Origin of the sequence: Caulobacter sp. FWC2 (genome assembly GCF_002742625.1) — a bacterium.
Lineage (GTDB): Bacteria > Pseudomonadota > Alphaproteobacteria > Caulobacterales > Caulobacteraceae > Caulobacter.
In genome coordinates, this window is the sequence record NZ_PEBF01000001.1 from 977,028 (window position 1) to 1,002,243 (window position 25,216).

The following is a 25,216-nucleotide window of genomic DNA, read 5'->3' on the forward strand; positions in this document are numbered from 1 at the left end:
CAGAATCCGCGCTTCCGGTCAGAAATATCCTCCGGCGGTCAGGCTGACGACCTTGCGGGCGCGGTGGCGCTATCCCGCCACCCAACCCCCGCCCAGCGCGCGGATCAGGTCCACGCTGGCCGCGAGCCGCCTTGTCCGCAGGTCCTGGGCTTCACGCCGCGCTTGCAGTTCCGCCGTCTGGGCCGTGACCACGTCCAGGTAGCTGGCCGCGCCTTCGCGGTAGCGGGTGGTGGCCAGGGCGGTGGTGCGGGCGGCGGCGGCGAGGGCTTCGTCCTGGCGGTCTTGGGCGGCGGCCAGGCGGTTGGCGAGGACCATCTGGTCCTCGACCTCGCGGAAGGCGTCCAGCACGGTCTGGCGATAGCCGGCGGCGGTCTCGTCGAACACCGCGCGGCTGCGGGCGACCTCGGCCTTGCGGGCGCCGCCGTCGAACAGCGGCAGGGCGGCGGCCAGCGGACCCAGGGCCCAGACGTGGTTGGCGGCGCTCAAGAGCTCGCCGCCATTGGACTGGTAGCCACCGGCGGCGGCCAGGGTCACGCTTGGGAACCAGGCGGCGCGGGCGACGCCGACGCGGGCGTTGGCGGCCGCCATCCGGCGCTCGGCCGCGGCGATGTCGGGCCGGCGCTGCAGCAGGGTCGAGGGCGCGCCGACCGGGGTGACCGGGGCCTCCGTCAGTTGCGGCGCGGCGGCCAGGGTGAAGCTGGAGGCCGGCTCGCCGACCAGCACGGCGAGGGCGTGTTCAAGCAGGGCCCGGTCGGCCACCGCCTGCTCATACTGCGCCTGGGTCGCCGCCAGCTGGGTCTGGGCCCGGCCGGTGTCGAGCCCGCTGGCCGCGCCGCCGGCCTGGCGGCGGTTGGTCAGGTCCAGCGCCTGGCGATAGGCCTCTACCGTCGAGGCCAGCACCGCGATCTGTGCGTCGGCCCCGCGCAGGCTGAAATAGGTATCGGCCAACTGGGCCTGCAGGCTGAGCCGCACGCCGGCCAGGTCGGCGGCGCTGGCTTGCGCGTCGGCCTGGCCAGCCGCGACCAGGTTGCGCACCCGGCCCCACAGGTCCAGCTCATAGGCGGCGCTGGCCGCCAGGGTGGCGGTGTCGTAGCGGCCATTGGCCGGGGTGCGCTGGCGCTCGACGCTCCCCTGCGCCCCGACGCGGGGCAGCAGGGCGCTGGAGGCCTGCCGCGACAGGGCGCGGGCCTGGTCGTAGCGGGCCAGGGCGGCGGCGAGGTTGGCGCTGCCTAGCTCCAGCTTGCGCTCAAGGCCATCGAGCGTCGGGTCCTTGAACACGGCCCACCAGGTTCCGTCGCGGACGGCTTCCGCCGGCGCGGCCGGGGTCCACGGGCCGGTGTCGCGGAAGGCGACGGGCGCGGCCGGCGTCGGCGGCGCATAGGCCGGGGCCATGGAACAGCCGGCGAGGCTCAGGCCCGCCAGGATCAGGAGACTAGCCCTTCGCACCGGCGGCTCCCGTCTTGGCCTTGACGACGTTGACGTGGTCGCCGGTGGCGATGGCGTCCGGCGGGCTGGTCACGATCCAGTCGCTGGCGGCGACGCCGCTGGCCAGTTCCAGCTCGGCGCCGTCGTCGCGGGCGATCTTGACCGGACGGATCGAGACGGTGTTGTCGCCGCCGACCACGGCCACGGCCGTGCCTTCCTTGCGGAACAGCAGGGCGTTGGACGGGATCCGCACCGCGCTGGCCGTGGTGGGGCTCGCCGTCTTCAGGTCCAGGCTGACCTGGGCGTAGGCGCCGGGCTTGAGGGCGCCGGCGGCGTTGTCGACCTCCAGCTGGATCAGCATCGCGCCCGACTGGGCGTCGACCGCGTCGGCCGTGCGCACCACGCGGGCGTTGAAGGTCTGCCCCGGCAGGTCGGGCGAGGCGAAGGTGGCGCTCATGCCCGGGCGGATCTGGCCCGCCAGGCTCTGCGGCACGCTGACATAGAGGCGCAGGCGGCGGGTGTCGGACACCGTGAACAGCGGCGAAGGCCGCGCGCCGCCGGCGCTGATCAGGGCGCCCTGGTCGGTGTCGCGGCTGGTCACCACCCCGTCGAACGGGGCGACGATGCGCTTGAAGGCGGTGAGGCTCTCCAGCCGGCGGACATTTGCCAGCGCTTCGTTGCGCATGGCTTCACGGGCGGCCAGGTCGCCGGCGCGCTCGTCGGCCTCCTGTTGCGAGACGGCGTTCTCGCCGACCAGGCGCTTCCAGCGGGCGGCGGTGGTGGCGGCCAGATCGCGCTGGGCCTGGGCCGTGGCGAGGGCGGCGCGGGCGGCGACCAACTGCTGGTCGACTTCGGGGGCGTCGATCTCGGCCAGCACCTGGCCCGCCTTCACCGGCTGGCCGATGTCGACGTACCAGCGGCGCAGATAGCCGTCGGTGCGGGCGTAGACCGGGGCCTCGGCCCAGGCCTGCAGCCGGCCCGGCAAGACGAGGTCGGCGCTCTCGCCGCCGCCCGGCTGGATGACGTGGACCGTGGTCAGGGCGCTGGCCTGGCTGGTCTTCTTCAGGTCCTGGCTGGCCATCAGCCGCGAGGCCGTACCGGCGGCCAGGATCAGCACGAAGCCTGCGCCGCCGATCAGGGCCAGGCGTCGCAGGCTTTTTGGGCTGGTCTTGGGGTAGTCGCCGGCGGGGGGCGGGGGGGACTCAGACATGGGCGACGCCTTCGGGGGAGGCGGCTTCCGCGCGGGGGCGGGCGCCGTGAACGATGGAGAAGATGGTGGGGACGAACAGCAGGGAGGCGCAGGTGGCGAAGATCAGGCCGCCGATCACCGCGCGGCCCAGCGGGGCGTTCTGCTCGGCGCCTTCGCCCAGGGCCAGGGCCATCGGCGCCATGCCGATGATCATGGCCAGCGCCGTCATCAGCACCGGACGGAAGCGGGTGACCCCGGCCTCGAACGCGGCCTGGACCGCGTCGCCGGTGGCCGCCAGCCGCTCGCGGGCGAAGCTGACCACCAGGATCGAGTTGGCCGTGGCCACGCCCATGCACATGATCGCCCCGGTCAGGGCCGGCACCGACAGCGGCGTCCCGGTGGCGAACAGCATCCAGGCGATGCCGGCCAGGGCGGCGGGCAGGGCCGAGATGATCACGAACGGATCCAGCCAGGACTGGAAGTTGATGACGATCAGCAGATAGATCATCACCACCGCGCCCAACAGGCCCCAGCCCATGCCGGAGAAGGCGGTGTTCATGGTCTGGAACTGGCCGCGCAGGTTGACCTTGACCTTGGCGGGCTTGTCCTTCTCCAGCTTTTTCAGGGCCTTCCGGATGTCGGCCGCCACGCCGCCCAGGTCGCGGCCTTGCGTGGCGGCGAAGACATTGACCATCGGCTGGATGTTGTACTGCGACACCACGGCGGCGGTGGAGCCCCGGCTGAGCGTCCCCAGCCCGCCCAGCACCTGCGGCGCCGCGTCGGTGGCGCGGGTGCCGGTGACGGGCAGCGACCGCAGCTTGTCGAAGCTGTCCAGCATGTATTCCGGCGTCTGGGCGACGACGGGATAGGAGACGCCGTTCTTCGGGTTCAGCCAGAACACCGGGGCGGTCTGCTGGCTGCCGGCCACGGCGCCGGCCACGCTGGCGGTGACGTCGCGCTCGTCCAGGCCCAGGGCCTGGATGCGGGTGCGGTCGACCTCGAAGCGCAGCTCCGGCGCGGCGGCCGGCTGCTGGATGCGGACGTCGGCTATGCCCCTGATGCTGCGGATCTCGCGCAGGATCTTCTGGGCGTAGGCCTGGTTGGTCGCCGCGTCGCCGCCGGTGACCTGGATGTCGATCGGGGCCGGGCTGCCGAAGTTGAGGATCTGGCTGGTCACGTCGGCCGGCAGGAACGAGAAGGTCGCGCTGGGGAAGGCCTTGGGCAGCTCCTCGCGCAGGGCCTTGATGTAGCCCTCGGTCGGACGATGGCCCGTCTTCAGGCTGATCAGGATGTCGCCGTCCTGCGGGCCGATGGTCCCCGAGGCGTTGTAGGCGGTGTTGATGCCGCTGGAGGAGAGGCCGATGTTGTCGACGATGGTCTCGACCTCGTCGGCCGGGATCACGGTGCGGACGTGTCGCTGGATGCGGTCGAACAGGGCCGCGGACTCCTCGATCCGCGTGCCGACCGGGGCGCGGACGTGCAGGGCGATCGAGCCGGAGTCCACCGCCGGGAAGAAGTTCTGGCCCAGGAACGGGACCAGGGCCAGGCTCAGCAGGGCGAACGCCAGGAAGCCGACGACGAACACGCCGCGCGCGTCCAAAGCAAAGCCCAGCAGGCCGGCATAGGCGTCGCGCACCTTGGAGAAGCTCCGCTCGAAGCCACGCTGGAAGCGCACGAAGCGGTTGGTCGACGGGGCCTCCTCGTCGTGCGGGACGTGGGGTTTGAGCAGGTAGGCCGCCATGGTCGGCACCAGGGTCCGCGACAGCAGGAACGAGGCGATCATCGCGAACACCACCGACAGGGCCATCGGCACGAACAGGAAGCCCGACACGCCCGGCAGGAAGAACATCGGCACGAAGACGATGCAGATGCACAGCAGGGACACGAAGGCCGGGGTGACGATCTGGGCCGCCCCGTCCAGGATCGCGGTTTGGACGTCCTTGCCGTGCTCCAGGTGCCAGTTGATGTTCTCGATGGTGACGGTGGCGTCGTCGACCAGGATGCCGACGGCCAGGGCCAGGCCCCCCAGGGTCATGACGTTCAGGGTCTGGCCGAACGCCGCCAGGGCCGCGATCGCCGCCAGCACGGCCAGCGGGATCGACACGGCGATGATCACGGTCGAGCGCCAAGAGCCCAGGAACAGCAGGATCATCAGCGAGGTCAGCACGGCGGCCAGGGCGCCTTCGTGGACCACGCCCTCGACGGCGGCCTTCACGAAGGTCGACTGGTCGTTCAGCGGCGTAACGGTCAGGGCGGGCGGCAGCTGGGCCTTCAGGTCGGGCAGGGCGGCGCGGACCCCGTCGACGATGGCGATGGTCGAGGTGGCGCCCGACTTCAGCACCGTCATCAGCACCGAGCGCTGGCCGTCGACATGGACGATGTTCTGCTGCGGGGCCGAGCCGTCGCGCACGTGGGCGACGTCGCCGATGCGGATGGTCGCGCCATTGACGGTCTTGACGGGAAGGGCGTTCAGCTCCTCGACCGTGCCGGGGGCGTTGTTCAAGCGAAGGCTGTATTGGAACTCGCCGATCTTGACGAAGCCGGCCGGGGTGATCTGCGTCTGGGCCGCGATCGCCGCCCCGACGTCGGACGCCGACAGGCCCTTGGACAGCAGGGCCTGCGGGTCGATGTCGACCTGGATCTGGCGGGTCCGGCCGCCAAACGGCAGGGGCACGGCCGCGCCGGGCACGGTGACCAGGCGCGTGCGGATGACATTGACGCCGAAGTCCGACAGCTGCTGCTCGGACAGGCCCTGGCCGGCCAGGGCCAGCTGCAGGATCGGCACGGTCGAGGCGTTGTAGTTGAGGATCAGCGGCGGGGTCACGCCCGGCGGCATCTGGCGCAGCAGGGTCTGCGAGATGGCGGTGATCTGGGCGTTGGCCAGGCGCACGTCGGCCCCCGGCTGGAAGTAGATCTTCACCACCCCGACGCCCTGCAGCGAGGTCGCCTCGATATGGTCGATGTCGTTGACGGTAGTGGTCAGGGTCCGCTGGTACGGCGTCAGGATCCGCCCCGACATGTCGGCCGGCGACAGGCCGCCATAGGTCCAGGCCACGGCGACGACGGGCACGCGGATATTGGGGAAGATGTCCGTGGGCGTGCGCAGGATCGCCAGGACGCCGACGATCAGGATCATCGCGGCCATCACGACGAAGGTATAGGGACGCCCCAAGGCCGTCCGCACAAGCGAGATCATACTGAATTCCGTCGTTGCGGAGGGGGAGCTTGGGCCCGGTCTAGCAAGGCCAAGAAGTCCGCAGCCTGACGGCCAACTGACAAGATGGTCAGGGAGGGTCAAGGGCCCTCTCGCGACCGGAGCGCCGGTTTTCCATTCCTGCCCCAATCCGCACCACCGTCGGCTATGGGGTTTCCCGTGCTCGGGGATTTATGGCCAGAGACACGCCCGCGGCGCCGCCGGCGTCGTACGCCTCTGGCGACACCAAGCGGGCCGCGCGGCGCACGGTCTCCAGCTTCAGGTCGAGCCTTTCGAGTTCGGCGTCAACGACCGCCGACTTGAGGACAACAAGATCGCGTCCGGCGTCGTTGTTGGCCCGGTCTCGCCCGGCCTTCATGGCGGTCAGTTTTTCCGCGATGGATGTGACCATGCCCAGGGTGAAGGACGCGTTCGCCATGTGTCGGTCCTGATGCCGAAACCGCTGATAACTGGCGCTCGTCTTGTAGCGGCCAAGCTCGGACCGCACGGCGCTATCGATCAGCTCGGTCAGGTAGTGCGCGGCTTCGATATCGGCGCGGAGACCAAAGAAGACGTATCGCGGATCGCCCGTGGGGGCCTTCTCGCGCCAGACGCGACAGTCGCAGAAGCTGGCGACCGCCCCGATGCACTCTTCCAGCGGTATGCGCTTGTTGTGGCGGGTCTCGTATTCGCGCCGCTCGCACGACGCTTCACGGATCTCGACGTCGGTGAGCGACAGGTCGTAGCGGTCGAGCAACTCCGCGACCTTGGCGGCGGCGGACAAGGCTTCGGCTTCGGTGCAGCCGTTGTCCGTCGTCTTGGCGCGCAGTCCCTGGATGCGCGCCTTGAGCTTATCAAGGGCGGTGGGATCGGGGTTTGGGTTCACGGATGCGTCCGAAAAAGTCGGCGGCTGTTGCGGTCGGGGTCTGAGTACGCGAAAAGTGAAGTCAGGCAAGTCGCTTGATTTTCTTCGCCGGGTTGGCGCGATGCGAACAATAAAAGATCAATGAATACAATCACTACCGTTGGCGTCGACGCCGATGACACCCTGTGGCACTGCGAGAGCAAGTTCCGGCTGTCCCACGCGCGGTTCCTGGACCTGCTGTCCGACCACGGCGACGCCGAGAAGATCGAGCACCAGCTGCTGGCCGTCGAGAAGCGCAACCTTCGGGTCTATGGCTATGGGGCCAAGGGCTTCACCCTGTCGATGATCGAGACGGCGCTGGAGGTCACCGACGGCCGGGTCGACACCCGGGTGATCCGCGAGATCCTGGCCGTGGGCCGCGAGATGCTGACCGAGCCGATCGAGCCGCTGTCGGGCGTCGACAAGGCCCTGGCCGAGCTGTCGGACCGCTACCGCCTGATCCTAATCACCAAGGGCGATCTGCTGCACCAGGAGCAGAAGCTGGCCTCCTCCGGGCTGGGCGACTACTTCGTGGCGGTCGAGATCGTGTCGGAGAAGGACGCGGGCACCTATCGCCGGGTGTTCGACCGCTATGGCACCGGCGCCGAGCAGGCAGTGATGGCCGGCAACTCGATGCGCTCGGACATCCTGCCGGCGCTCGAAGCCGGCTGCTGGAGCGCGCTGATCCCCTATCCCCTGGTCTGGTCGCACGAGGCGGCCGAAGCGCCGGTCGGGCATGAGCGGTATGCGGAACTGGGGAGCATCAGCGAACTGCCGGGGTGGGTGGATCGGATCACGCAGGGCTGATCCCGGCATTTTGAATCCCTCTCTCATGGAGAGAGGGAGGGGCCCACCGCGAAGCGGTGGGAGGGTGAGTGGGTACGCCGGTAGACGGCGTGCCGGCACTCCGTCAGACCTCGTAACCACTCACCCCAACCCTCTCTCTAAGAGAGAGGGAGCTCGCTCAGCGCTTGCCCAGCTTCGCGATCCAATCCCGCGCTGGCCGTTCGAACCCGATCAGCGACAGATACGCCACCGGGATCAGCAGCACGATCCACGCCAGGCACCACAGCCGCATCGCGTCGCCGTTCAGGCCCCACATCCCCAGCCCCACCCAGTTCAGGGCGATCTTCAGCGCGATCGGGTGCAGCAGGTAGAGGCTGAAGCTGAGCTGCGCCCACGGCGCCAGGGCCTTGCTGAACCCGCCCTGGACGCCCGCCGCGTCGGCCGCGACGCCGGCCAGGCCGACGGCGTAGATCAACAGCAGCAAGCTCGTCCGCGAGGCGCCGGCCCACGAGGCGACGAAGAACGCCGCCAGCAGGGCCCACATCACGAAACGGGCGAAGGGCAGCCTGGCCAGCTGGTCCTTCAGCTGGAACGCCAGCATGCCCAGCATGAAGCCCGGCACGGCGCGGGCGACGCCGAAATTATAGGTCCACTGCGAGAAGGTCTCGCCGGTGCGCGAGATCCACAGCAGCAGCGCCAGGCTGCCGAAGGCGACGATAGCAGTCGCCCACCAGCCTCGGGCGGTGATCCAGAACAGCAGCGGCAGGGCGATGTACATCCCCATCTCGGCGCTGATCGCCCAGCTGACGAAGTTCCAGGTCTGGGCGTGGCAGGTCCCCCAGGCGTGGATGAACAGGACGTTCTGGGCGATGCACGAGACGTCGTAGCGCGACGGGTCCCGCTCGTTCAGCACGCCCGCCCAGCCGAGAGCGGCGATGGCCACGAACACCAGCAGGGTCGCCCAGTGCAGCGGTCCCAGGCGCGCGACGCGCTTCTGCAGGAAGTCGCGGTACTTGGCGAAGGTGGTGATCCGGCCGGTATAGATCGCCGCCATCACGTAGCCGGAGATCAGGAAGAACAGGTCCACGATCAGGCTGAAGCTCTTGATCGTATCGTCAGCGGCCTGCCAGCGGCCGTCCAGATTGATGAAGCGGTTGAAGTGGAACACCACGATCATCAACGCCCCGACGATGCGCAGGGCGTCCAGGTGCAGCATCTGGTCGGAGTCGGGTTTCAGGGCGGGTAGCTTCAGCATGGTGAAGGAGTGGCATGGGACGGGCGCGGCGCCCAGATGGATGCTCCCCCGCGTTGCGGGGGAGCTGCCGCGAAGCGGCTGAGGGGGCCTTCACGGCGTAGGTAGAGCTGGCCCCCTCCGGCCCTCTGGGCCACCTCCCCCGCATCGCGGGGGAGGAGCTAAAGCTAAATCGCCACCCTTTTCGCGATGGCGTTCCGTCTCGCCTTCGTCTCCTGCTGGGCCTTCTGTACGGCCTCGGTTTCGGTGGCGTGCAGCAGGTGGTCGATCACCCGTTCCAGGTGGTCGCGCATCGCCTGGCGGGCCGCCGCCGGATCGCGGGCCTTCAGGGCGTCGACCACCCGGCGGTGCTCGACGATGCGGGGCTCCAGCCCCATGCCGCGGGCGCGGGCCAGGATGTTGCGGGCCAGGGACGAGCGGTTGCGCCAGTCCCAGAGGTTCTCGATCGTGGCGATGATCGCGCCGTTGCCGGTGGCCCGGGCGATGGTCAGGTGGAAGTCGCGGTCGGCGTCCTCGCCCCGGATCTCCTCCTCGACGCGCATGCGCTCCAGCAGGCCTTCCAGCTCGCCGATCTGCTCGTCGGTGATCGAGGTGGCGGCCAGGGCGGCGGCCTCGCCCTCGAACAGGCGGCGGGCCTCGATCAACTCGAAGGCGCCGATCTCGAAGTCGATTTCGGCCGACGGGGCCTGGGGGCGGACATTACCGGTGACATAGATCCCCAGCCCGTGGCGGGCCTCGATCATGCCCAGCATTTCCAGGGCGATCATCGCCTCGCGCAGGGTGGGGCGCGAGACGCCGAACTGCTCGGCCAGCTCGCGCTCGGTCGGCAGGCGGTCGCCGATCTTGTACTGCCCCGCCTCGATGGCGTCGGCCACGGTGTCGGCGATCTTGCGGTAGAGCTTGACGTTGTCTGACATGGGAGGCGGAGGCTCGAAAGGACGCGTGCGCCCAGATGGGGCGGTGTCGGGACCCTGGTTTCCTAACACGGAGACCGGGGCGAATTGTCCTATTTTTCGCGCTGTCCGCTCCGGAGGTCAGGCTTGTCCAGTCCGATGGTCTGGTCTCCAAGCCTGACCATGGCCCTCACCAGTCGTGCATCGAGCCGTCCAGGCGGCGGGCGATCGGCAGATAGGCGCGCTGGTAGGGGTATTTGGCCGCCAGGTCCTCGTCGATATCGACCCCCAGGCCCGGCGCGTCGCCCGGGTGCAGCATGCCGTCGCTGAAGGTGTAGGCATGGGGGAACACCGCGTCGGTCTCGGGCGTGTGGCGCATATATTCCTGGACGCCGAAATTGGGGATCGACAGGTCGAAGTGCAGGGCTGCGCCCATGCAGACCGGCGACAGGTCGGTGGCCCCGTGGCAGCCGGTCCGCACGTGGTGCAGGTCGGCGAAACTGGCCAGCTTCTTCAGGTGGCTGATGCCGCCGGCATGGACGACCGTGGCGCGGATATAGTCGATCAGCTGCTCCTCGATCAGCTGCTTGCAGTCCCAGACCGAGTTGAAGATCTCGCCGACGGCCAGCGGGGTGGTGGTGTGCTGGCGGATCAGGCGGAAGCTGGCCTGGTTTTCGGCGGGGGTGGCGTCCTCCATCCAGAACAGGCGGTAGGGCTCCAGGTCCTTGCCCAGGCGGCCGGCCTCGATCGGGGTCAGGCGGTGATGGACGTCGTGCAGCAGGTGCAGATCATCGCCCAGGCGGGCGCGGGCGGCTTCGAACAGGGCCGGGGTCGAGCGCATGTAGCGCTCGGTCGACCAGATCGTCTCCTTGGGCAGGTCGCTGTCGGCCGGCTCATAGAACATCTTGTCCTTGGAGACGCCGTAGGTGCCGCTCATGCCGGGAACGCCCGTTTGCAGCCGGATGGCCTTGTAGCCCTGCTCGGCATAGTGGGCGGCGTTGTCGAGGGTCTCTTCGATCGTCTCGCCATTGGCGTGGCCATAGACCATGACGCCCGTGCGGCAGGCGCCGCCCAGGAGTTGATACACGGGCAGGCCGGCGATCTTGCCCTTGATGTCCCACAGCGCCGTGTCGACGGCGGCGATGGCGGCCATGGTCACCGGGCCTCGACGCCAATAGGCCCCGCGATACAGGAACTGCCAGATGTCCTCGATCTGGTGGGCGTCGCGGCCGATCAGGCAGGGGATGACGTGCTGGGTGAGATAGGCCTCGACGGCCAGCTCGCGACCGTTCAGCGTGGCGTCGCCGATGCCGTAGACGCCTTCGTCGGTGATGATCTTCAGGGTGACGAAGTTGCGCCCCGGGCAGGTGACGATGGTCTTGGCGGCGATGATTTTGGGCATGGGACGCGAGGACCTTGAAGGGCGCTGGGTTTGAAACCGGGGACCAAAGATCGAGCACGCGCTGTCGTCGCGGCGCGGCGTCCATCTTCCTCCCCGCCTATCGGTGTACCGGTACCATAAGGGTTGTCAATCCAGTGGTCTGACCACTATGACTCAGGTCACCCGACCTTTTCGAAGTTGGGGCAGGGAGTGAAACGATGCGTTTTCTGGCGCTGATCCTGGGGCTGGTCCTGATCGCCCCCGCCGCCCGGGCGGAGGACGGCTACGACCTTTGGCTCCGCTATCGGTCCTTGCCGGCGACCCTGCGTTCCGAGCCGCGTGTCGTTGAGCCTATACCCCCGTCCGTCCAGACTCCGACCTTGACGGTAGCTCTGGTTGAGCTGAAACGCGGCCTGACTGGTCTGAACCCCGACGAACCGGGCCTGGATGCGCCGACGATTGTTTTAGGCACGCCGAAGAGCTCGTCCATCATCGCCGCGTCAAATCTGCCGCTAAAAGGCGTTGGCGAGGAGGGCTACGTTATCCGTACCCTGACCGACAACAAGACCACGGTCATCGCCGCCAACAGCGACATCGGCGTTCTGTACGGCGTCTTCCACTACCTGCGCCTGATCCAGACGGGACAAAGCGTCGAGAGCCTCGACCTGACCTCAAGCCCCAAGGTCAAGCTGCGAATGCTGAACCATTGGGACAACCTGAACCGCACGGTCGAGCGCGGCTATTCGGGGCAGTCGATCTTCGATTGGTGGCGGCTGCCCGGCCATGTCGATGCCCGCATGGTCGACTACGCCCGCGCCAACGCCTCGATCGGCATCAATGGGACCGTGCTGAACAACGTCAACGCCAAGGCCGACAGCCTGACCCCGGCCTATATCGCCAAGGCCGCCGCGCTTGCCGACACGTTCCGGCCCTATGGGATCAAGGTCTACCTCTCGGCCCGCTTCTCCGCGCCCATGGAGATCGGCGGGCTCAAGACCGCCGACCCGACCGACCCCGCCGTCGCCGCCTTCTGGAAGGCCAAGGCGAATGAGATCTACAAGGCCATTCCCGACTTCGGCGGTTTCCTGGTGAAGGCCAATTCGGAAGGCCAGCCCGGTCCGCAGGACTATGGGCGCACCCATGTCGACGGGGCCAACATGCTGGCCGACGCGGTGGGTCCCCACGGCGGCGTCGTGATCTGGCGGGCCTTCGTCTATTCGCACGAGCAGCCCGACGACCGCGCCAAGCAGGGCTATAGCGAGTTCAAGCCGTTCGACGGTCAGTTCCGCGACAATGTCGCCATCCAGGTCAAGAACGGCGCCATCGACTTCCAGCCGCGCGAGCCGTTCCACCCGCTGTTCGGGGCCATGCCGAAGTCCAACCTGGGCATGGAGTTCCAGATCACCAAGGAATATCTCGGCTTCTCCACCCACCTCGTCTATCTCGGCCCGCTGTTCGAGGAGACCCTGCGCTCGGACACCATGGCCCACGGCAAGGGCTCGACCGTGGCCAAGGTGGTCGACGGATCGCTCGACAATCGCAAGCTGACGGTGATGGCGGGCGTGGCCAATATCGGCTCCGACCGCAACTGGAGCGGCTCGCAGTTCGACCAGGCCAACTGGTACGCCTTCGGGCGCCTGGCCTGGGATCCGGAGGCCTCGGCCAAGGCCATCGCCGCCGACTGGACGAAGATGACCTTCGGCAATGACCCGCGCCTGGTGAAGCCGGTCGTCGACATGATGATGGGCTCGCGCGAGGCGGCGGTGGACTACATGACCCCGCTCGGTTTGCACCACCAGATGGGGCGCAGCCATCACTATGGCCCGGGTCCCTGGGTGGCCGGCGGCCCGCGCGCCGACTGGACCAGCGTCTACTACGCCAAGGCCGGCCCGGACGGCGTCGGCTTCGACCGCACCCCCTCGGGCAGCAACGCCACGGCCCAGTACGCCCCGGCGGTCGGAGGCTGTTTCGCCGACCTCAAGTGCGTCGACGAGAAGGACCTGCTGTGGTTCCACCACCTGCCCTGGGACTACCGCCTGAAGTCCGGCGACACCCTGTGGGACGGCATGGTCAAGTCCTACGGCCGGGGCGTGTCGTACGTCGACGGCATGGAGAAGACCTGGGCGGGCCTGGCGCCGTACGTGGACGCCCAGCGCCACGCCGAGGTCGCCGACTACCTGAAGATCCAGCGGAACGAGGCCCAATGGTGGCGCGACGCCTCGGTGGCCTGGTTCGGCAGCTTCTCGAAGAAGCCGCTGCCGGCGGGGGAAAAGGCTCCGGCCAAGTCGCTGGAGTACTACGAGAGCCTGGAGTTCCCGTGGGCGCCGGGGAATGGGCAGTAGCGAGGGCCTCTCCTCCCCCGTTGGGGGAGGGGGACCGCCGAAGGTGGTGGAGGGGGACAGCGCCGCGCCATTTTAGGTCCGCCCCACCCCCCTCCGTCACGGCGCGTATCCGCGCCGCGCCACCTCCCCCAAAAGGGGAGGAGAGGAAGAGTAGCGGTTGAGATGGACTCATGCGTCAGTCAGGGGACTCACCGCCCTCGAGACCCCGCATGAAACTCCTCGCTGCCACGGCGATCGCCGCGTTCCTGGCCACCGCCGCCTACGCCGCGCCCCTCAATGTTCCCGCGACGTTGAAGACCATCGACGCCCAGCTGAACCGCGACTACCCGTCGCTGGACGCGCTATACAAGGACATCCACGCCCATCCGGAGCTGGGCTTCCAGGAGGTCGAGACGGCCAAGAAGCTCGCCGCCCAGATGCGGGCGCTCGGCTTCACCGTCACCGAGGGCGTCGGCAAGACCGGGCTCGTGGCGGTGTTCAAGAACGGCGAGGGTCCCAAGATCCTGGTCCGCACCGAGCTGGACGGCCTGCCGATGCAGGAGAAGACGGGCTTGCCCTATGCCAGCCAGGGCACCGCGACCTATCGCGACGAGAAGACCTTCGTCGCCCACTCGTGCGGCCACGACATCCACATGGCCGCCTGGGTCGGCACGGCCAAGCAGTTGGTCGCCCTGAAGGCCAAGTGGAAGGGCACGCTGGTGTTCATCGCCCAGCCCTCGGAAGAGACCACCGGCGGCGCGCGGGCCATGCTGGCCGACGGCCTGTTCGACAAGATCGGCGGCAAGCCGGACTACGGTTTCGCCCTGCACGTCGGCAACGGTCCGGCCGGCGAGGTCGCCTGGAAGGCCGGGGTGCTGACCTCGACCTCGGACGGGCTGGACATCACCTTCAACGGTCGAGGCGGCCACGGCTCGATGCCGGCCACGACGATCGATCCGGTGCTGATGGCCGCCCGCTTCACCGTCGATGTCCAGAGCGTGATCAGCCGCGAGAAGGACCCTTCGGCCTTCGGCGTGGTCACGGTGGGCTCGATCCAGGCGGGCAGCGCCGGCAACATCATCCCCGACAAGGCCCGCATCCGCGGCACCGTCCGCACCCAGGACAACGCGGTGCGCGAGCGGATCCTGGACGGCGTCCAGCGCACGGTGAAGGCCGTGACCGACATGGCCGGCGCACCGCCCGCCGACGTCAAGATCACGCCGGGCGGCAAGATGGTGGTCAATGATCAGGCCCTGACCGACCGCACGGCGGTGGTGTTCAAGGCCGCTTTCGGCAAGAACGCCGTGGTCCAGGACAGGCCGGGCTCGGCGTCCGAGGACTATTCGGAATTCGTGATCGCCGGCGTGCCGTCGGTCTATTTCGGCATCGGCGGCTACGACCCGGCCGAGGTCGCCAAGGCCAAGGCCGAGGGCCGTCAGCTGCCGTCCAACCACTCGCCGTTCTTCGCCCCCACGCCCGAGCCGACCATCCGCACGGGCGTCGAGGCCATGACCCTGGCCGTGCTCAACGTCGCGGGGAAGTAGACGAAGATCAGCTGGCCAGTTTGTGCGCCAGCCCCTGCGCGAGGGGGCTGGCCGCGATCAAGGCGTGGGCCGGCTGGGCCAGGATGATCAACCCCACGCCCCAGAAGTACGCCGGGTGAACCTTGCGGCGCGTGGCCAGGTCGAACAGCGGCCCGACCAGCGCCAGCAGGATCAGCAGGCCGATCGAGGCGGGGATGATGTTGGCCATCCCCAGGCCGCGCAGCGGGATCAGCCGCCCCAGCGCCGGCCAGGTCAGCAGCACCGTGGCGCACAGCATCAGACGCTTGTGCCAGGCGCCTTGCCGCCGCAGCAGGATCGCCGCGACATAGAGCCCGACGAACAGGAAGATGTCGGTGAAGTCGGCCGCCATCATCTCGGCGGGGGTGAAGAACGGCGGCGTCGCGCCCCTCTTGATGGCCAGCAGGTTGGTGGCCAGACCCAGCGGGACCATCGCCACGACCAGGCCGATCGACAGCCAGCCCAGACGCCGGTGCAGGGCCAACGACCGCTTGCTCACCAGCCACGCCTGGACGGCGAACAGCAGGATCCAGGCGGTCATGGCCGCGCCGTGCAGGTGAACCCAGAACGGCAGGCCGGGCGGGGGCAGGCTGGCGGCGTAGCTGGGACCAAAGCCGCTGGCCACGACGACGGCGACGACGCCGGCCATGATCGTGAAGAACCGCCGGTCCGCGCCCGGTCTGGACCAGCCTTGGATATCCACCGTCGTCATGCGTCAGCCCCCGCTGCTCGGCGCAGCTTACACGAAACGCCCCGGACGCAACCCCCGGAACAGGGGGTGTCCCTGTAACGGTGTTCCGTGAAGGTTGCGGCGGCGCCGGTCCTGCCCCAAGGTCCGGCGGTCCTCAACCGTTTCCGTAAAGGCCGCATGCGCGCCTCTTCCCCCACCACCCTGTTGCTCGGCGTCGTCCTGCTGTGCGTGGCGACGGCGCTGATCGGCGTGTGGATGGCGATGACGCCGGCCTGGCTGGGCGCGGACTTCACCGCCAGGCCCGACGGGGCGGTGGTGATCACCCGTCTCACGCCTGGCGGGCCGCTGGACCGCGTCGGGGCCAAGGTCGGCGATCGCTTGGCCGGGGTCGGGGGCGACCGCGCCGCGCCCGCCCTGCGGGCTTCCGAGATCGGCGGCCTCGAGACGGCCGCCACCCAGACCCAGGCGCGCGAGCAGGCCCGCCGCGAGGACGCCTTCGCCCGAGCCCTGAGCGCCGAGCCTCGGGTGCTGCGCCTGGCGGGTCAAGACGGCGTCCAGCGGGTCGTCACCCTGGACAGCCGCGTCCGGCCGCTGACCCGCCTGGGCGCGGAGTTCTGGGCCAATCTGGCGTTCGGCCTGATCGCCGCCCTGATCGTCGGCTGGGTCTGGGCCCTGCGGCCGCGGGAGCTGTCCACCCAGCTCTTCTCCCTGACCGGCCTGTCGATGCTGGCCTTCACCTTCGGCTGGGCGGTCAATTCCAGCGTCGAGCTGGTCATGGACGGGACGCTGGCGACGATCGTCGCGCGGCTGAACATGGCCGGAGCGGTGGCCTATGGCGGGGCGATGATCGCCTTCTTCCTGGCCTATCCCAAGCGGGTCACCAAGCTGCCGATCATGCTGCTGGCGCCGCTGTGGGTGCTGGCCTGGGCGCTGACGCCGCTGTTGCCCGGCAATCCGTCGGTCGAGAGCATGGGCCAGGCGATCACCTCGATCGAGATGGCCCTGATCATCGTGGCCATCGCCGTCCAGGCCTTCGCCAGCCGCAAGGACCCCGCCGCTATGGCCGCCACCCGGTGGCTGGGCCTGTCGGTGATCGTCGGGGCGGGGGCCTTCATCGGTAATGTCGCCGTGCCGATCGCGCTGGGGATGCGGCCGTTCCTGGACCCGCGCTTCTCGCTGGGCTTCTTCGTGATCATCTATGTCGGCATGGCCGTGGGCCTGCGCCGCCACCGCCTGTTCGAGCTGGACCAGTGGGCGTTCCGGATCCTGTTCTATCTCAGCGCCGGCGCGGCCCTGCTGGCGCTGGACGGCCTGCTGATCACGGCCATGGGGACCAGCCCGCAGGCGGCGCTGGGCGTGTCGCTGCTGGTCGTCGCCTTCGCCTACCTGCCGTTCCGCGACGTGCTGTGGCGGCGGACCCTGGGCCGCAAGACCCTGAAGGACCACGAGATGTTCGCCGCCGTGGCCCAGGTCGCCCTGATCCACGGGCCCGAGGCGCGGGCCGACGCCTGGAAGGCCTTGCTGTCCAAGGTCTATGAGCCGCTGGAGATCACGCCGGCCCTGGCGAGCAACGCCAAGGCCGAGATCCTTGACGAGGGCGTGGCCCTGGGCCTGCCCGCCGCCGCCGGGACCTCGGGTCTGACCTTACGCTTCCCGTTCCGGGGGCGAGGGCTGTTCGGCACGGCCCAGGCCCAGTTGGCCGACCAGCTCGTCGGGCTGCTCAGCCAGATCGAGGAGGGCCGCGACGCCTATGCCCGTGGCGTGGTCGAGGAGCGCCTGCGCATCGCCCGCGACCTGCACGACGACGTCGGGGCGCGGCTGCTGTCAGGCCTGCACCGCCAGGACCTGCCCCAGACCCGTGAGGCCGTGCGCGGGGCGATCGGCGACCTGCGGGCCATCGTCTCGGGCCTGTCCGGGCAGGACCTGCCGCTGGAGGCGGCGCTGGCCGACCTGCGCCACGAGACCGCCGAGCGGCTGGAGGCGGTCGGTCTCGCCCTGGACTGGCCGCCGGTCGAGCTGGCCGATCCGGGCGTCACCGCGCCCTATCGCGTCTACAAGAACCTGACCTCGGCCGTGCGCGAGGTGATCTCCAACGCCATCCGCCACGCCGGCGCGACCACGGTGGCCGTCACCGTCCACGAGGACGCCGGCCGGCTGGAGCTGACCCTCAGCGACGACGGCGTCGGCCTGCCGCGCGAACCGGGCGGACGCCGCAGCGGCCTGGCCAATCTGGAGCGGCGCCTGGGCGAGATCGGCGGCACGGTGGACTTCCCTGAAACCCCGAAGGGTACGGTGGTCCGCCTGTCGACGCCCGTCGATGCGAGCGCCCCGGCATGACCCTGCCTCCCAACGCCCCAACGACCGCGCTTGTCCTCGAAGACCAGTCCGAGACTCGCGAGCACCTGCTGGCGGCCCTGTCCGAGGCGTTCCCCGGCGTGGTGGCGCGCGGCGCGGCGGACCTGGCCGAGGCGCGCTCGTTCCTGTCCGACGGCGCGCCGGACCTGGCCCTGGTCGACCTGGCCCTGCCGGACGGGCGGGGCGTCGACTTCCTGCGCGATCTGGCCGAGCGCTCGGGCGGGGCGACGCGGTCGGTGGTGGTGACCATCTATGCCGACGACCACCACCTGTTCGACGCCATCGCGGCGGGGGCGGGGGGCTATCTGCTCAAGGACATGGGCCGCGACGAGCTGGTCCGCTATCTGCGCCGCCTGGAGGCGGGCGAAACCCCGCTGTCGCCGGCCGTGGCCCGGCGGATGCTGGACTACTTCCGCGCCCGGCCGGTTCTGATCCAGACGGTGGAGCCCGAGGCGGCCCTGACCCCGCGCGAGACCGAGGTGCTGCGCCTGATCGGCCGGGGGCTGCGCTCGGGCGAGGCGGCCAAGGTCATGGGCGTCACCGAGCTTACCGTGGCGGGGTACGTCAAGGCGATCTACCGTAAGCTCAACATCTGCTCCCGGGCCGAGGCGGCGCTGGAGGCGCAGAAGCGAGGGCTGGTCTGAGGCTCTCGCATCCAACCAAACTCCGCTCATCCCCGCGAAAGCGGGGAGCCAAGCCGAGTCAGCAGAAAGCCCACGACCGAGCCACATCCTGGACATCAGCTTGGGTCCCCGCTTTCGCGGGGATGAGCGGTTTGGGGAAGGCGAAATTTCGCCGCGAAGTTCCGCTCAAGGATGGCTACGGTGTCGCTCACTGACACCAGCGTTCGAAAGACCCTTGATGCGCCTTCTCGCCTCCATGGCCGCCCCAATGGCTGCAATGACCTTCCTCGCCGCCGGCGCGGCCCACGCCCAGGTCACGCCGACCGCCCCGCCGCAGATGGCCGCCGCGCCCTCGGCCAACGCCCTGGCCGGCAAGACCTTCCTGGCGACGAACGCCAAGGCTCCGGGCGTCGTCACCCTGCCGTCGGGCCTGCAGTACAAGGTCGTGACCTCGGGCCCGAAGACCGGCCCGTCGCCCAAGCTCGGCGACATCGTCAAGGTCCACTACGAGGGCAAGCTGCTGGACGGCATGGTGTTCGACTCGAGCTTCGCGCGCGGCAAGGCGGCGATCATGCCGGCCGACGGCCTGATCCAGGGCTGGCTGGAAGCCCTGCCGAAGATGAAGGTCGGCGACGAGTGGACCCTCTACATTCCCTCGGAGCTGGGCTACGGCCCGCGCGACATGGGCGAGATCCCGCCGGACAGCGTGCTGGTGTTCCGCCTGCAGCTGATCGGGATGCTGGCGGTGGATTAATGAAGATGCTCCCCCGCGATGCGGGGGAGCTGTCACGGAGTGACTGAGGGGGCCTTCACGGCCTAGGCAGAGCTAGCCCCCTCCGGCCCTCTGGGCCACCTCCCCCGCAGCGCGGGGGAGGATCTAGTTGCGCGACTTCATCAGCGGCTGGATCTTCTCCCCGAAGTCCTCGACGCCCTTCACGAAGTCGTCGAAGGTCAGCAGCACGCCGGCCGTGCCCGGGACCGCGGCGATCTCGTCCATCATCCGGGCGATGCTCTCATAGCTGCCGACCAGCGTGCCCATATTCAGGTTCACCGCCGATTCCGGCGCGGCCAGCTGGGTGGTGTTGGTGGTGGCGCCGGCCTTGGCGTTCGGGGCCGCCTGCTGGGTCAGCCAGGCCAGGGCCTCCTGGTCGGCGCCGTCGCGATAGGACTGCCACTTGGCCATGGCCTTCTCGTCGGTCTCGTCGGCGATGATCATGAACAGGATGAACGACTGCACGTCGCGGCCAGTCTTTTCGGCGGCCGCTTCCAGCCGCTTGTTGACCGAGGCGAAGGCGGTCGGCGTGTTGGTCCCCTTGCCCAGGGCGAAGCTGTAGTCGGCATATTGCGCGGTGAAGGCCAGGCCCTCGTCGGACGAGCCGGCGCAGATCAGCTTGGTCTCCTTGGGGTGCGGGCTGACCCGGCAGTCCTCCATGGTGAAGTACTTGCCCTTGAAGTCCGAGACGCCGGTCTCCAGCAGGTCCTTCAGCACGGTCGTGTATTCGGCCAGGTAGTTGTAGCGGTCGGTATAGTGCTCTTCGCCCGGCCACAGGCCCATCTGGCTGTACTCGGCCTTCTGCCAGCCGGTCACCAGGTTGATGCCGAAGCGCCCCGGGGCGATCGAGTCGATGGTCGAGGCCATGCGCGCCACGATGGCCGGCGGGATGGTCAGGGTGGCGACGGTGGCGAAGACCTTGATCTTCGAGGTCACAGCGGCCAGGCCCGACATCAGGGTGAAGCTCTCGAGATTATGCTCCCAGAACTGCGTCTTGCCCCCAAACCCGCGCAGCTTGATCATCGAGAGCGCGAAGTCGAAGCCGTACTTCTCCGCCTTCTGGGTGATCTCCTTGTTCAGCTCGAAGCTGGGCATGTACTGCGGAGAGTTCTCCGAGATCAGCCAACCATTGTTGCCGATGGGGATGAAGACGCCGACCTGCATGGAGTTAGTTCCCCTCTAGAAACCTGATGAGACCCTCGTTGAAGGTCTCGGGATCGGTGACGGTGAAGCCGTGGCCGCCCCAGGCGGCGACCTGGTAGTCGGCGTTGGGCAGGCGGCCGGCCAGGCGCTGGGAGCAGCTCACCGGCACCAGCATGTCGTCGGCGCTGGCGCTGATCAGCACCCGGTGAGTGATCTCGTCCAGACGGGCGTCGACGTCGAAGGCCAGCAGGGCGTTGATCCGCGCCAGCATCACCTCGCGCGGCGGAAAGCCGGCGACATGGTGGTCCTCTTCGGCCTCGAGCTGGGCGTGGTTCCGCGAGATCCAGTCGGCCGGATAGAGGAAGATCGGCTGGGCGTGGACATAGGCTCTGGGGCCGCTGTCCTTCAGCAGGTGGAGGCGGGTGGTAAAACAGCGCCGGATGTGCGGATCCGGCCGCGACCAGCCGTTGACGACCACCAGCTTGCCGAGGCGGTCGGGATGCGACAGGGCCAGAGCCAGACCCGCATTGCCGCCGGCTGCGTGGCCGACCACATGCGCCTGGGGCAGGGCGAGAGCGTCCATGACCTTGACCATGTCGTCGGCCATGTCCTGGACGCTGTAGGGTGAAGGAAGTTCGCGGACGCTGCGCCCCGTGCCGCGATGGTCATACAGCACCACCGGCCAGCGCTCGGTCAGGGCCGCCATCTGCGGCCCCCAGAACGCGCCCGAACCGCCCAGGCCGGACGACAGCAGCACGACCTCGCGACCGGCGACCGGACCGCCGTGCAGTTCGTAGTGGAGGCCGTCGACTGTGCCGGAGGTCATGACCTCACCCCCATCCGCTCTTCCCCGCGAAAGCGGGGACCCAAGCTGACTGTCGGGGTTTGGCGCGGCCGAGCCACGTTCCGCTGACTCGGCTTGGGTCCCCGCTTTCGCGGGGATGAGCGGGGGAGGGAAGTCATTGGTCAGCGCTTCCCGATATGAGCAACGCTAGCGATCTCGACCACGAAGCCGGGCTTCACCAGGCCGCACTGGATGCAGTAGCGGGCCGGTTTGTCGCCGGGGAAGTACTCGGCATAGACCTTGTTCATCGGCGCGTAGTGGGCCCAGTCGGTCAGGAAGATGTGGTTCATGGTCACGTCCTCCATCGTGCCGCCGGCGGTCTCGATCACCGACTTGATGGTCTCCAGCACCTGGCGCGTCTGGGCCTCGGCGTCGTCGGGGAAGGCGACGTTGTTGTCCTTGTCGAAGGCCAGGGTGCCCGAGACATAGACGATCCCGTCGGCCAGCGTGCCGGGCGAGAACGGGGCGATGGGGACGCCCGTGCCGGGCGGGGTGATGACGGTCTTGGGCATCTCAAATCTCCCTAGGTTTCCGGCGCCAGTTGCCCGAACGCCCCCTTGAAATCGGCCGTCGTCGAGACCCAGCCGAAGAAGCTCTCGATGTTGAACAGCGCCGCCTTCTGCACGAAGTCCGGACCCGCCTGGTGGGTGGCGTCCTCCAGCACGGTCCCGAAATATTCGAGGAAGAAGCCGTCCCTCAGGGTCGACTCGACGCAGACATTGGTGGCGATGCCGACGAAGACGAGATGGCGGATGCCGCGCGCCCGCAGCACGCTGTCCAGCTGGCTGTTGAAGAAGCCGCTGTAGCGGGTCTTGTGCAGCTGGATGTCGCCGGGCTCGGGCTTGAGGTCGTCGACCAGCTCATAGTCCCATTGGCCCCGCGCCAGCAGCTTGCCCTGCAGCTCGGGCCGGGCGCGCATGGTCTTCAGGGCGTTTGACTTCCACCAGTTGGGCGAGCCCGGACCGCCGGCCTCGACATACTGGTCGTCCCAGCCGTTCTGGAAATAGATCACCTGCATGCCGGCCGCGCGGGCCACGGGCAGGATGGTCTTGATCTCCTGGATCACCTTCGCCGCGCCCGAGATGTCGAAGCCGGCGAGGTCGAGATAGCCGCCCTTGGAGGCGTAGGCGTTCTGCATGTCTATGACGATCAGCGCGGTGGTTTTCGGGTCCACCGGGATCGGCTCGGGCCGCGCCGGCAGCATGATCGCACCGGGCGAAAGCGGGGTGATGGGAGAGCTCATCGACGCGGCGCCTTGTGATGTCCAGACGGCATGGAATACCATTCGGAAGAACGTTGCAATCCGAACCGTTCGGTCCATGTTTGACCAAATGGTCCAAGTTCGAGAGCGCATGACCGACGCCGCCGCCACCACCGTCAAGCCGCCGCGCAAGGCCGTGGGCAAACAGGCCTCCGGCGCCCGCAAGCTGGTCAAGGCCGCTCAAAGCGTGGGCGCCATCGCGGCGACCGAAGCGCCCAAGGGCCGCCGCGACCCGGGTCCTCGCGAAAGGGCCGGCGAGGCCCGCAAGGCCGCGATCCTGAAGGCCGCCCTCGGCGTGTTCGCGCGCCTGGGCTTGGACGGCGCCAGCGTCGAGGCCATCGCCCAGGCGGCCGGGATCTCCAAGGCCAACCTCCTCTACTACCACCCGACCAAGGACGCCCTTTACCTGGCGGTGCTGGAGCAGGGGCTGTCGCTGTGGCTGGCCCCGCTGAGCCGCTTCACCGAGGGCGACGACCCCGCCGAGGCTATCGCCGCCTTGATCGACGCCAAGCTGGCGCTCAGCCGCGACCACCCCGAGGTCTCGCGCCTGTTCGCCCTGGAGATGCTGCGCGGCGCCCCGCTCCTGAAGCCGGTCCTTGCGGGTCCTCTGAAGGCGGTGTTCGACGCCAAGGTGGCGGTGATCCAGGCCTGGATCGCGGCGGGCAAGCTGAACCGGGTCGATCCGTCGCACCTGATCTTCGCGATCTGGGCCCTGACCCAGCACTATGCCGATTTCGCCGTCCAGGTGCGGGCGCTGAGCGGCAAGACCTTGTCCGACAAGGGGTTCATGGACGAGACCCGCGCCGCCCTGACCGCCCTAGTGCTGGACGGGGTAAGGGTTCGTTAGCCATGCGCTGCGGCGCCGCGTCACCTGTCGGGAAAAGCCATTCGCCCTCAGGGTGGCTCCGACATGGCGCCGCTCTCATCCTCCCTGCAAGCCGATGCGCGGCCGATGCGCCTGATCCACGGGATCGTCGGCGCGGCCGCGGTGCTGGTGGTCGTCTCGATCCTAGGCAGCCTGGCCCTGATGCTGCTGGCCGCCCGCTCGGTGGACCGCAGCGACGACACTCACAACGTCGCCCTGGTCCGTCGCACGGTCTCGCGCACCCTGGACCGCCTGGAGCGCGAGCTGACCTCCGCGACGGTGTGGGACTCGGCCTATGTGGCGATGGGCTGGAAGCCCGACCTGGCCTGGGGCGACACCAATTTCGGGACCTACTACCGTCAGCAGTTCGGCCACGACGTCACCTTCGTCATGCAGTCGGGGCAGGTGGTCTACGCGGCCGAGGCCGGCCAGCGCGTCCCGGTGCGAGCGCTGGGCGACTTCCCGGGTGAGGCCGCCCGCGTGGTCGCCGACGTGGCCGCCAAGGCCCGGATCGCGCGCCGCGAGGGGCGCGTCAGCATTGCCGGGGAAGTCACGCAAACCGGTCTGATGCGCGCCGACGGCCAGGTCTATCTGGTGGCCATCGCCGCCGTCACGCCCGAGAGCGTGGCCGGATCCCATCGCTACGACGGTCCGCCGGCCGTGGTCGTGACCGCGCGCCGCCTGGACAAGGCCTTCGTGCACGGCTTCGCCACCGACCTCGATCTGAAGGGCCTGGTCTTCGTCGACCAACCGCGCGACGCGACGCCGCGCGTGGCGCTCGACGATATCTACGGCCGCCCGATCGGCGCCCTGGCTTGGGCGGCGGAGCATCCTGGCCTGTCGCTGCTGAAGGGCTTGGCCCCCTGGATCGCCGCCGGCTTCCTGGTGCTGGCCGCCGCCGGCGCCATGCTGACCCACCGGGTACTGGAGGCTCTGCGCAAGCTGGAGGCCGGGCGTCTGGACCTTCTGGCCGCCAAGGACGAGGCCGAGGCCGCCAACGCCGCCAAGACCCGCTTCCTGGCCAATATGAGCCACGAGGTCCGCACCCCGCTGAACGGCGTGCTGGGCATGGCCCAGGTGATGGCCGCCGACACGCTGAGCGACACCCAGGGCCGCCGCCTGAAGATCCTGCAGGAGTCCGGCCAGGCGCTGCTGGCCCTGCTCAACAGCATCCTCGACATCGCCCGCCTCGAAGCCGGCGCGGTGCGGCTGCGGACCGAGACCTTCGACCTGGCCGCCCTGGTCGAGGCCTCGTGCGCGGCCTTCTCCGGCGCGGCCATGGCCAAGAACCTCGAACTGACCGCCGACATCGCCCCCGAGCTGCGCGGCCGCTGGGTAGGCGACCCGATGCGCCTGCGCCAGGTGCTGGGCAACCTGATCGCCAACGCCGTCAAGTTCACCGACGACGGCGGCGTCACCGTCCGCGTCCGCCCCACGGCCAAGGGCCTGCGCTTTGAGGTCGAGGATACGGGCCTGGGCATCGCCGCCCAGGATCTGCCCGAGCTGTTCAAGACCTTCTCCCAGGTCGACAGCTCCCTGACCCGCGCCCACGACGGGGCCGGCCTGGGCCTGTCCATCTGTCGCGAGCTGGTCGAACTGATGGGCGGTACGATCGACGTCAACTCGACGCTGGGGCTGGGGTCCAGCTTCCACTTCGTCGCGCCGCTGATCCAGGCCGCGGCCGACCGGCCGACCTTGCGGGTGGTGGGGTAGGAGGACGGGCCAAGCCTATACCCACCCCTATCGTCATTCCCGC

General features: G+C 69.0%; 20 protein-coding genes. 8 read left to right on the forward strand and 12 right to left on the reverse strand.

The features are described 5' to 3' along the window. Nucleotides 1-69 precede the first annotated feature (69 nt). From CSW62_RS04650 to CSW62_RS04665, 4 genes are all read right to left on the reverse strand, one after another. Nucleotides 70-1,446 (reverse strand): efflux transporter outer membrane subunit, encoded by a 1,377-nt coding sequence (locus CSW62_RS04650; RefSeq protein ID WP_233206615.1) that lies wholly within the window; start codon nucleotides 1,444-1,446, stop codon nucleotides 70-72. After that, on the reverse strand, nucleotides 1,433-2,635 hold the full coding sequence (locus CSW62_RS04655) for an efflux RND transporter periplasmic adaptor subunit (RefSeq protein WP_099576010.1): 1,203 nt from the start codon (nucleotides 2,633-2,635) through the stop codon (nucleotides 1,433-1,435). Before CSW62_RS04655 ends, CSW62_RS04650 begins: the two co-directional genes overlap by 14 nt. Beyond that, a complete protein-coding gene (locus CSW62_RS04660) occupies nucleotides 2,628-5,810 on the reverse strand; it encodes an efflux RND transporter permease subunit (RefSeq protein WP_099576011.1) in 3,183 nt (1,060 codons plus the stop codon). Before CSW62_RS04660 ends, CSW62_RS04655 begins: the two co-directional genes overlap by 8 nt. Before the next feature lie 163 nt (nucleotides 5,811-5,973). Beyond that, nucleotides 5,974-6,693, reverse strand: a complete 720-nt coding sequence (locus tag CSW62_RS04665) for a DUF2786 domain-containing protein (protein WP_099576012.1) — start codon at nucleotides 6,691-6,693, stop codon at nucleotides 5,974-5,976. A gap of 120 nt (nucleotides 6,694-6,813) precedes the next feature. Between CSW62_RS04665 and CSW62_RS04670 the strand changes: the two genes are divergently transcribed. Further along, nucleotides 6,814-7,518 (forward strand): HAD family hydrolase, encoded by a 705-nt coding sequence (locus CSW62_RS04670; protein WP_099576013.1) that lies wholly within the window; start codon nucleotides 6,814-6,816, stop codon nucleotides 7,516-7,518. Between the two features lie 157 nt (nucleotides 7,519-7,675). On the opposite strand, the gene CSW62_RS04675 is transcribed toward CSW62_RS04670, so the two are convergent. The 3 genes from CSW62_RS04675 to manD all read right to left on the reverse strand — a co-directional run bounded on the left by CSW62_RS04675 (nucleotide 7,676) and on the right by manD (nucleotide 11,044). Beyond that, entirely contained in the window at nucleotides 7,676-8,752 is a 1,077-nt protein-coding gene (locus CSW62_RS04675) for an acyltransferase (protein WP_099576014.1), read from the reverse strand. A 164-nt stretch (nucleotides 8,753-8,916) separates the two neighbouring features. Beyond that, nucleotides 8,917-9,666, reverse strand: a complete 750-nt coding sequence (locus CSW62_RS04680; protein ID WP_099576015.1) for a FadR/GntR family transcriptional regulator — start codon at nucleotides 9,664-9,666, stop codon at nucleotides 8,917-8,919. Between the two features lie 166 nt (nucleotides 9,667-9,832). Continuing rightward, the gene (gene manD, locus CSW62_RS04685; protein ID WP_099576016.1) at nucleotides 9,833-11,044 is read right to left on the reverse strand and encodes a D-mannonate dehydratase ManD; all 1,212 of its coding nucleotides are present in this window, start codon (nucleotides 11,042-11,044) and stop codon (nucleotides 9,833-9,835) included. A gap of 197 nt (nucleotides 11,045-11,241) precedes the next feature. On the opposite strand from manD, the gene CSW62_RS04690 reads away from it, so the two are divergent. Together CSW62_RS04690 and CSW62_RS04695 are read left to right on the forward strand one after the other, a co-directional pair. Further along, a complete protein-coding gene (locus CSW62_RS04690) occupies nucleotides 11,242-13,365 on the forward strand; it encodes an alpha-glucuronidase family glycosyl hydrolase (RefSeq protein ID WP_099576017.1) in 2,124 nt (707 codons plus the stop codon). Nucleotides 13,366-13,574: 209 nt separating this feature from the next. Continuing rightward, entirely contained in the window at nucleotides 13,575-14,888 is a 1,314-nt protein-coding gene (locus CSW62_RS04695; RefSeq protein ID WP_099576018.1) for an amidohydrolase, read from the forward strand. Nucleotides 14,889-14,895: 7 nt separating this feature from the next. On the opposite strand, the gene CSW62_RS04700 is transcribed toward CSW62_RS04695, so the two are convergent. After that, a complete protein-coding gene (locus CSW62_RS04700; protein ID WP_099576019.1) occupies nucleotides 14,896-15,618 on the reverse strand; it encodes a hypothetical protein in 723 nt (240 codons plus the stop codon). Nucleotides 15,619-15,774: 156 nt separating this feature from the next. On the opposite strand from CSW62_RS04700, the gene CSW62_RS04705 reads away from it, so the two are divergent. The 3 genes from CSW62_RS04705 (at nucleotide 15,775) to CSW62_RS04715 (ending at nucleotide 19,329) form a co-directional block, all read left to right on the forward strand. Continuing rightward, a complete protein-coding gene (locus CSW62_RS04705) occupies nucleotides 15,775-17,934 on the forward strand; it encodes an ATP-binding protein (protein WP_099576020.1) in 2,160 nt (719 codons plus the stop codon). Next, the gene (locus CSW62_RS04710; protein WP_099576021.1) at nucleotides 17,931-18,596 is read left to right on the forward strand and encodes a response regulator; all 666 of its coding nucleotides are present in this window, start codon (nucleotides 17,931-17,933) and stop codon (nucleotides 18,594-18,596) included. The genes CSW62_RS04705 and CSW62_RS04710 overlap by 4 nt, the downstream gene beginning before the upstream one ends. A gap of 217 nt (nucleotides 18,597-18,813) precedes the next feature. Then, complete coding sequence (locus tag CSW62_RS04715; RefSeq protein WP_099576022.1) at nucleotides 18,814-19,329, forward strand: FKBP-type peptidyl-prolyl cis-trans isomerase; 516 nt, start codon at nucleotides 18,814-18,816, stop codon at nucleotides 19,327-19,329. 123 nt (nucleotides 19,330-19,452) lie between these two features. Here the strand turns inward: CSW62_RS04715 and rutA are convergent, their stop codons facing one another. The 4 genes from rutA to rutB all read right to left on the reverse strand — a co-directional run bounded on the left by rutA (nucleotide 19,453) and on the right by rutB (nucleotide 22,577). After that, nucleotides 19,453-20,511, reverse strand: a complete 1,059-nt coding sequence (gene rutA, locus CSW62_RS04720; RefSeq protein WP_099576023.1) for a pyrimidine utilization protein A — start codon at nucleotides 20,509-20,511, stop codon at nucleotides 19,453-19,455. A 4-nt stretch (nucleotides 20,512-20,515) separates the two neighbouring features. After that, complete coding sequence (gene rutD / locus CSW62_RS04725) at nucleotides 20,516-21,316, reverse strand: pyrimidine utilization protein D (protein WP_099576024.1); 801 nt, start codon at nucleotides 21,314-21,316, stop codon at nucleotides 20,516-20,518. A gap of 140 nt (nucleotides 21,317-21,456) precedes the next feature. Beyond that, nucleotides 21,457-21,846 (reverse strand): pyrimidine utilization protein C, encoded by a 390-nt coding sequence (gene rutC, locus CSW62_RS04730; protein WP_099576025.1) that lies wholly within the window; start codon nucleotides 21,844-21,846, stop codon nucleotides 21,457-21,459. Between the two features lie 11 nt (nucleotides 21,847-21,857). Next, a complete protein-coding gene (rutB, locus tag CSW62_RS04735) occupies nucleotides 21,858-22,577 on the reverse strand; it encodes a pyrimidine utilization protein B (protein WP_099576026.1) in 720 nt (239 codons plus the stop codon). Between the two features lie 109 nt (nucleotides 22,578-22,686). Between rutB and rutR the strand changes: the two genes are divergently transcribed. Together rutR and CSW62_RS04745 are read left to right on the forward strand one after the other, a co-directional pair. Then, nucleotides 22,687-23,442 (forward strand): HTH-type transcriptional regulator RutR, encoded by a 756-nt coding sequence (rutR, locus tag CSW62_RS04740; protein ID WP_099576027.1) that lies wholly within the window; start codon nucleotides 22,687-22,689, stop codon nucleotides 23,440-23,442. A gap of 63 nt (nucleotides 23,443-23,505) precedes the next feature. Then, nucleotides 23,506-25,173 (forward strand): ATP-binding protein, encoded by a 1,668-nt coding sequence (locus CSW62_RS04745; RefSeq protein WP_099576028.1) that lies wholly within the window; start codon nucleotides 23,506-23,508, stop codon nucleotides 25,171-25,173. Nucleotides 25,174-25,216 lie beyond the last annotated feature (43 nt).

Bases quoted from the DNA above. Each gene is read 5' to 3' on its own strand.
- CSW62_RS04655 (WP_099576010.1), bottom strand. From the start codon at position 2,635: ATGTCTGAGTCCCCCCCGCCCCCCGCCGGCGACTACCCCAAGACCAGC.
- CSW62_RS04660 (WP_099576011.1), bottom strand. From the start codon at position 5,810: ATGATCTCGCTTGTGCGGACGGCCTTGGGGCGTCCCTATACCTTCGTC.
- CSW62_RS04670 (WP_099576013.1), top strand. From the start codon at position 6,814: ATGAATACAATCACTACCGTTGGCGTCGACGCCGATGACACCCTGTGG.
- CSW62_RS04675 (WP_099576014.1), bottom strand. From the start codon at position 8,752: ATGCTGAAGCTACCCGCCCTGAAACCCGACTCCGACCAGATGCTGCAC.
- CSW62_RS04680 (WP_099576015.1), bottom strand. From the start codon at position 9,666: ATGTCAGACAACGTCAAGCTCTACCGCAAGATCGCCGACACCGTGGCC.
- manD (WP_099576016.1), bottom strand. From the start codon at position 11,044: ATGCCCAAAATCATCGCCGCCAAGACCATCGTCACCTGCCCGGGGCGC.
- CSW62_RS04690 (WP_099576017.1), top strand. From the start codon at position 11,242: ATGCGTTTTCTGGCGCTGATCCTGGGGCTGGTCCTGATCGCCCCCGCC.
- CSW62_RS04695 (WP_099576018.1), top strand. From the start codon at position 13,575: ATGAAACTCCTCGCTGCCACGGCGATCGCCGCGTTCCTGGCCACCGCC.
- CSW62_RS04700 (WP_099576019.1), bottom strand. From the start codon at position 15,618: ATGACGACGGTGGATATCCAAGGCTGGTCCAGACCGGGCGCGGACCGG.
- CSW62_RS04705 (WP_099576020.1), top strand. From the start codon at position 15,775: ATGCGCGCCTCTTCCCCCACCACCCTGTTGCTCGGCGTCGTCCTGCTG.
- CSW62_RS04710 (WP_099576021.1), top strand. From the start codon at position 17,931: ATGACCCTGCCTCCCAACGCCCCAACGACCGCGCTTGTCCTCGAAGAC.
- CSW62_RS04715 (WP_099576022.1), top strand. From the start codon at position 18,814: ATGCGCCTTCTCGCCTCCATGGCCGCCCCAATGGCTGCAATGACCTTC.
- rutA (WP_099576023.1), bottom strand. From the start codon at position 20,511: ATGCAGGTCGGCGTCTTCATCCCCATCGGCAACAATGGTTGGCTGATC.
- rutD (WP_099576024.1), bottom strand. From the start codon at position 21,316: ATGACCTCCGGCACAGTCGACGGCCTCCACTACGAACTGCACGGCGGT.
- rutC (WP_099576025.1), bottom strand. From the start codon at position 21,846: ATGCCCAAGACCGTCATCACCCCGCCCGGCACGGGCGTCCCCATCGCC.
- rutB (WP_099576026.1), bottom strand. From the start codon at position 22,577: ATGAGCTCTCCCATCACCCCGCTTTCGCCCGGTGCGATCATGCTGCCG.
- rutR (WP_099576027.1), top strand. From the start codon at position 22,687: ATGACCGACGCCGCCGCCACCACCGTCAAGCCGCCGCGCAAGGCCGTG.
- CSW62_RS04745 (WP_099576028.1), top strand. From the start codon at position 23,506: ATGGCGCCGCTCTCATCCTCCCTGCAAGCCGATGCGCGGCCGATGCGC.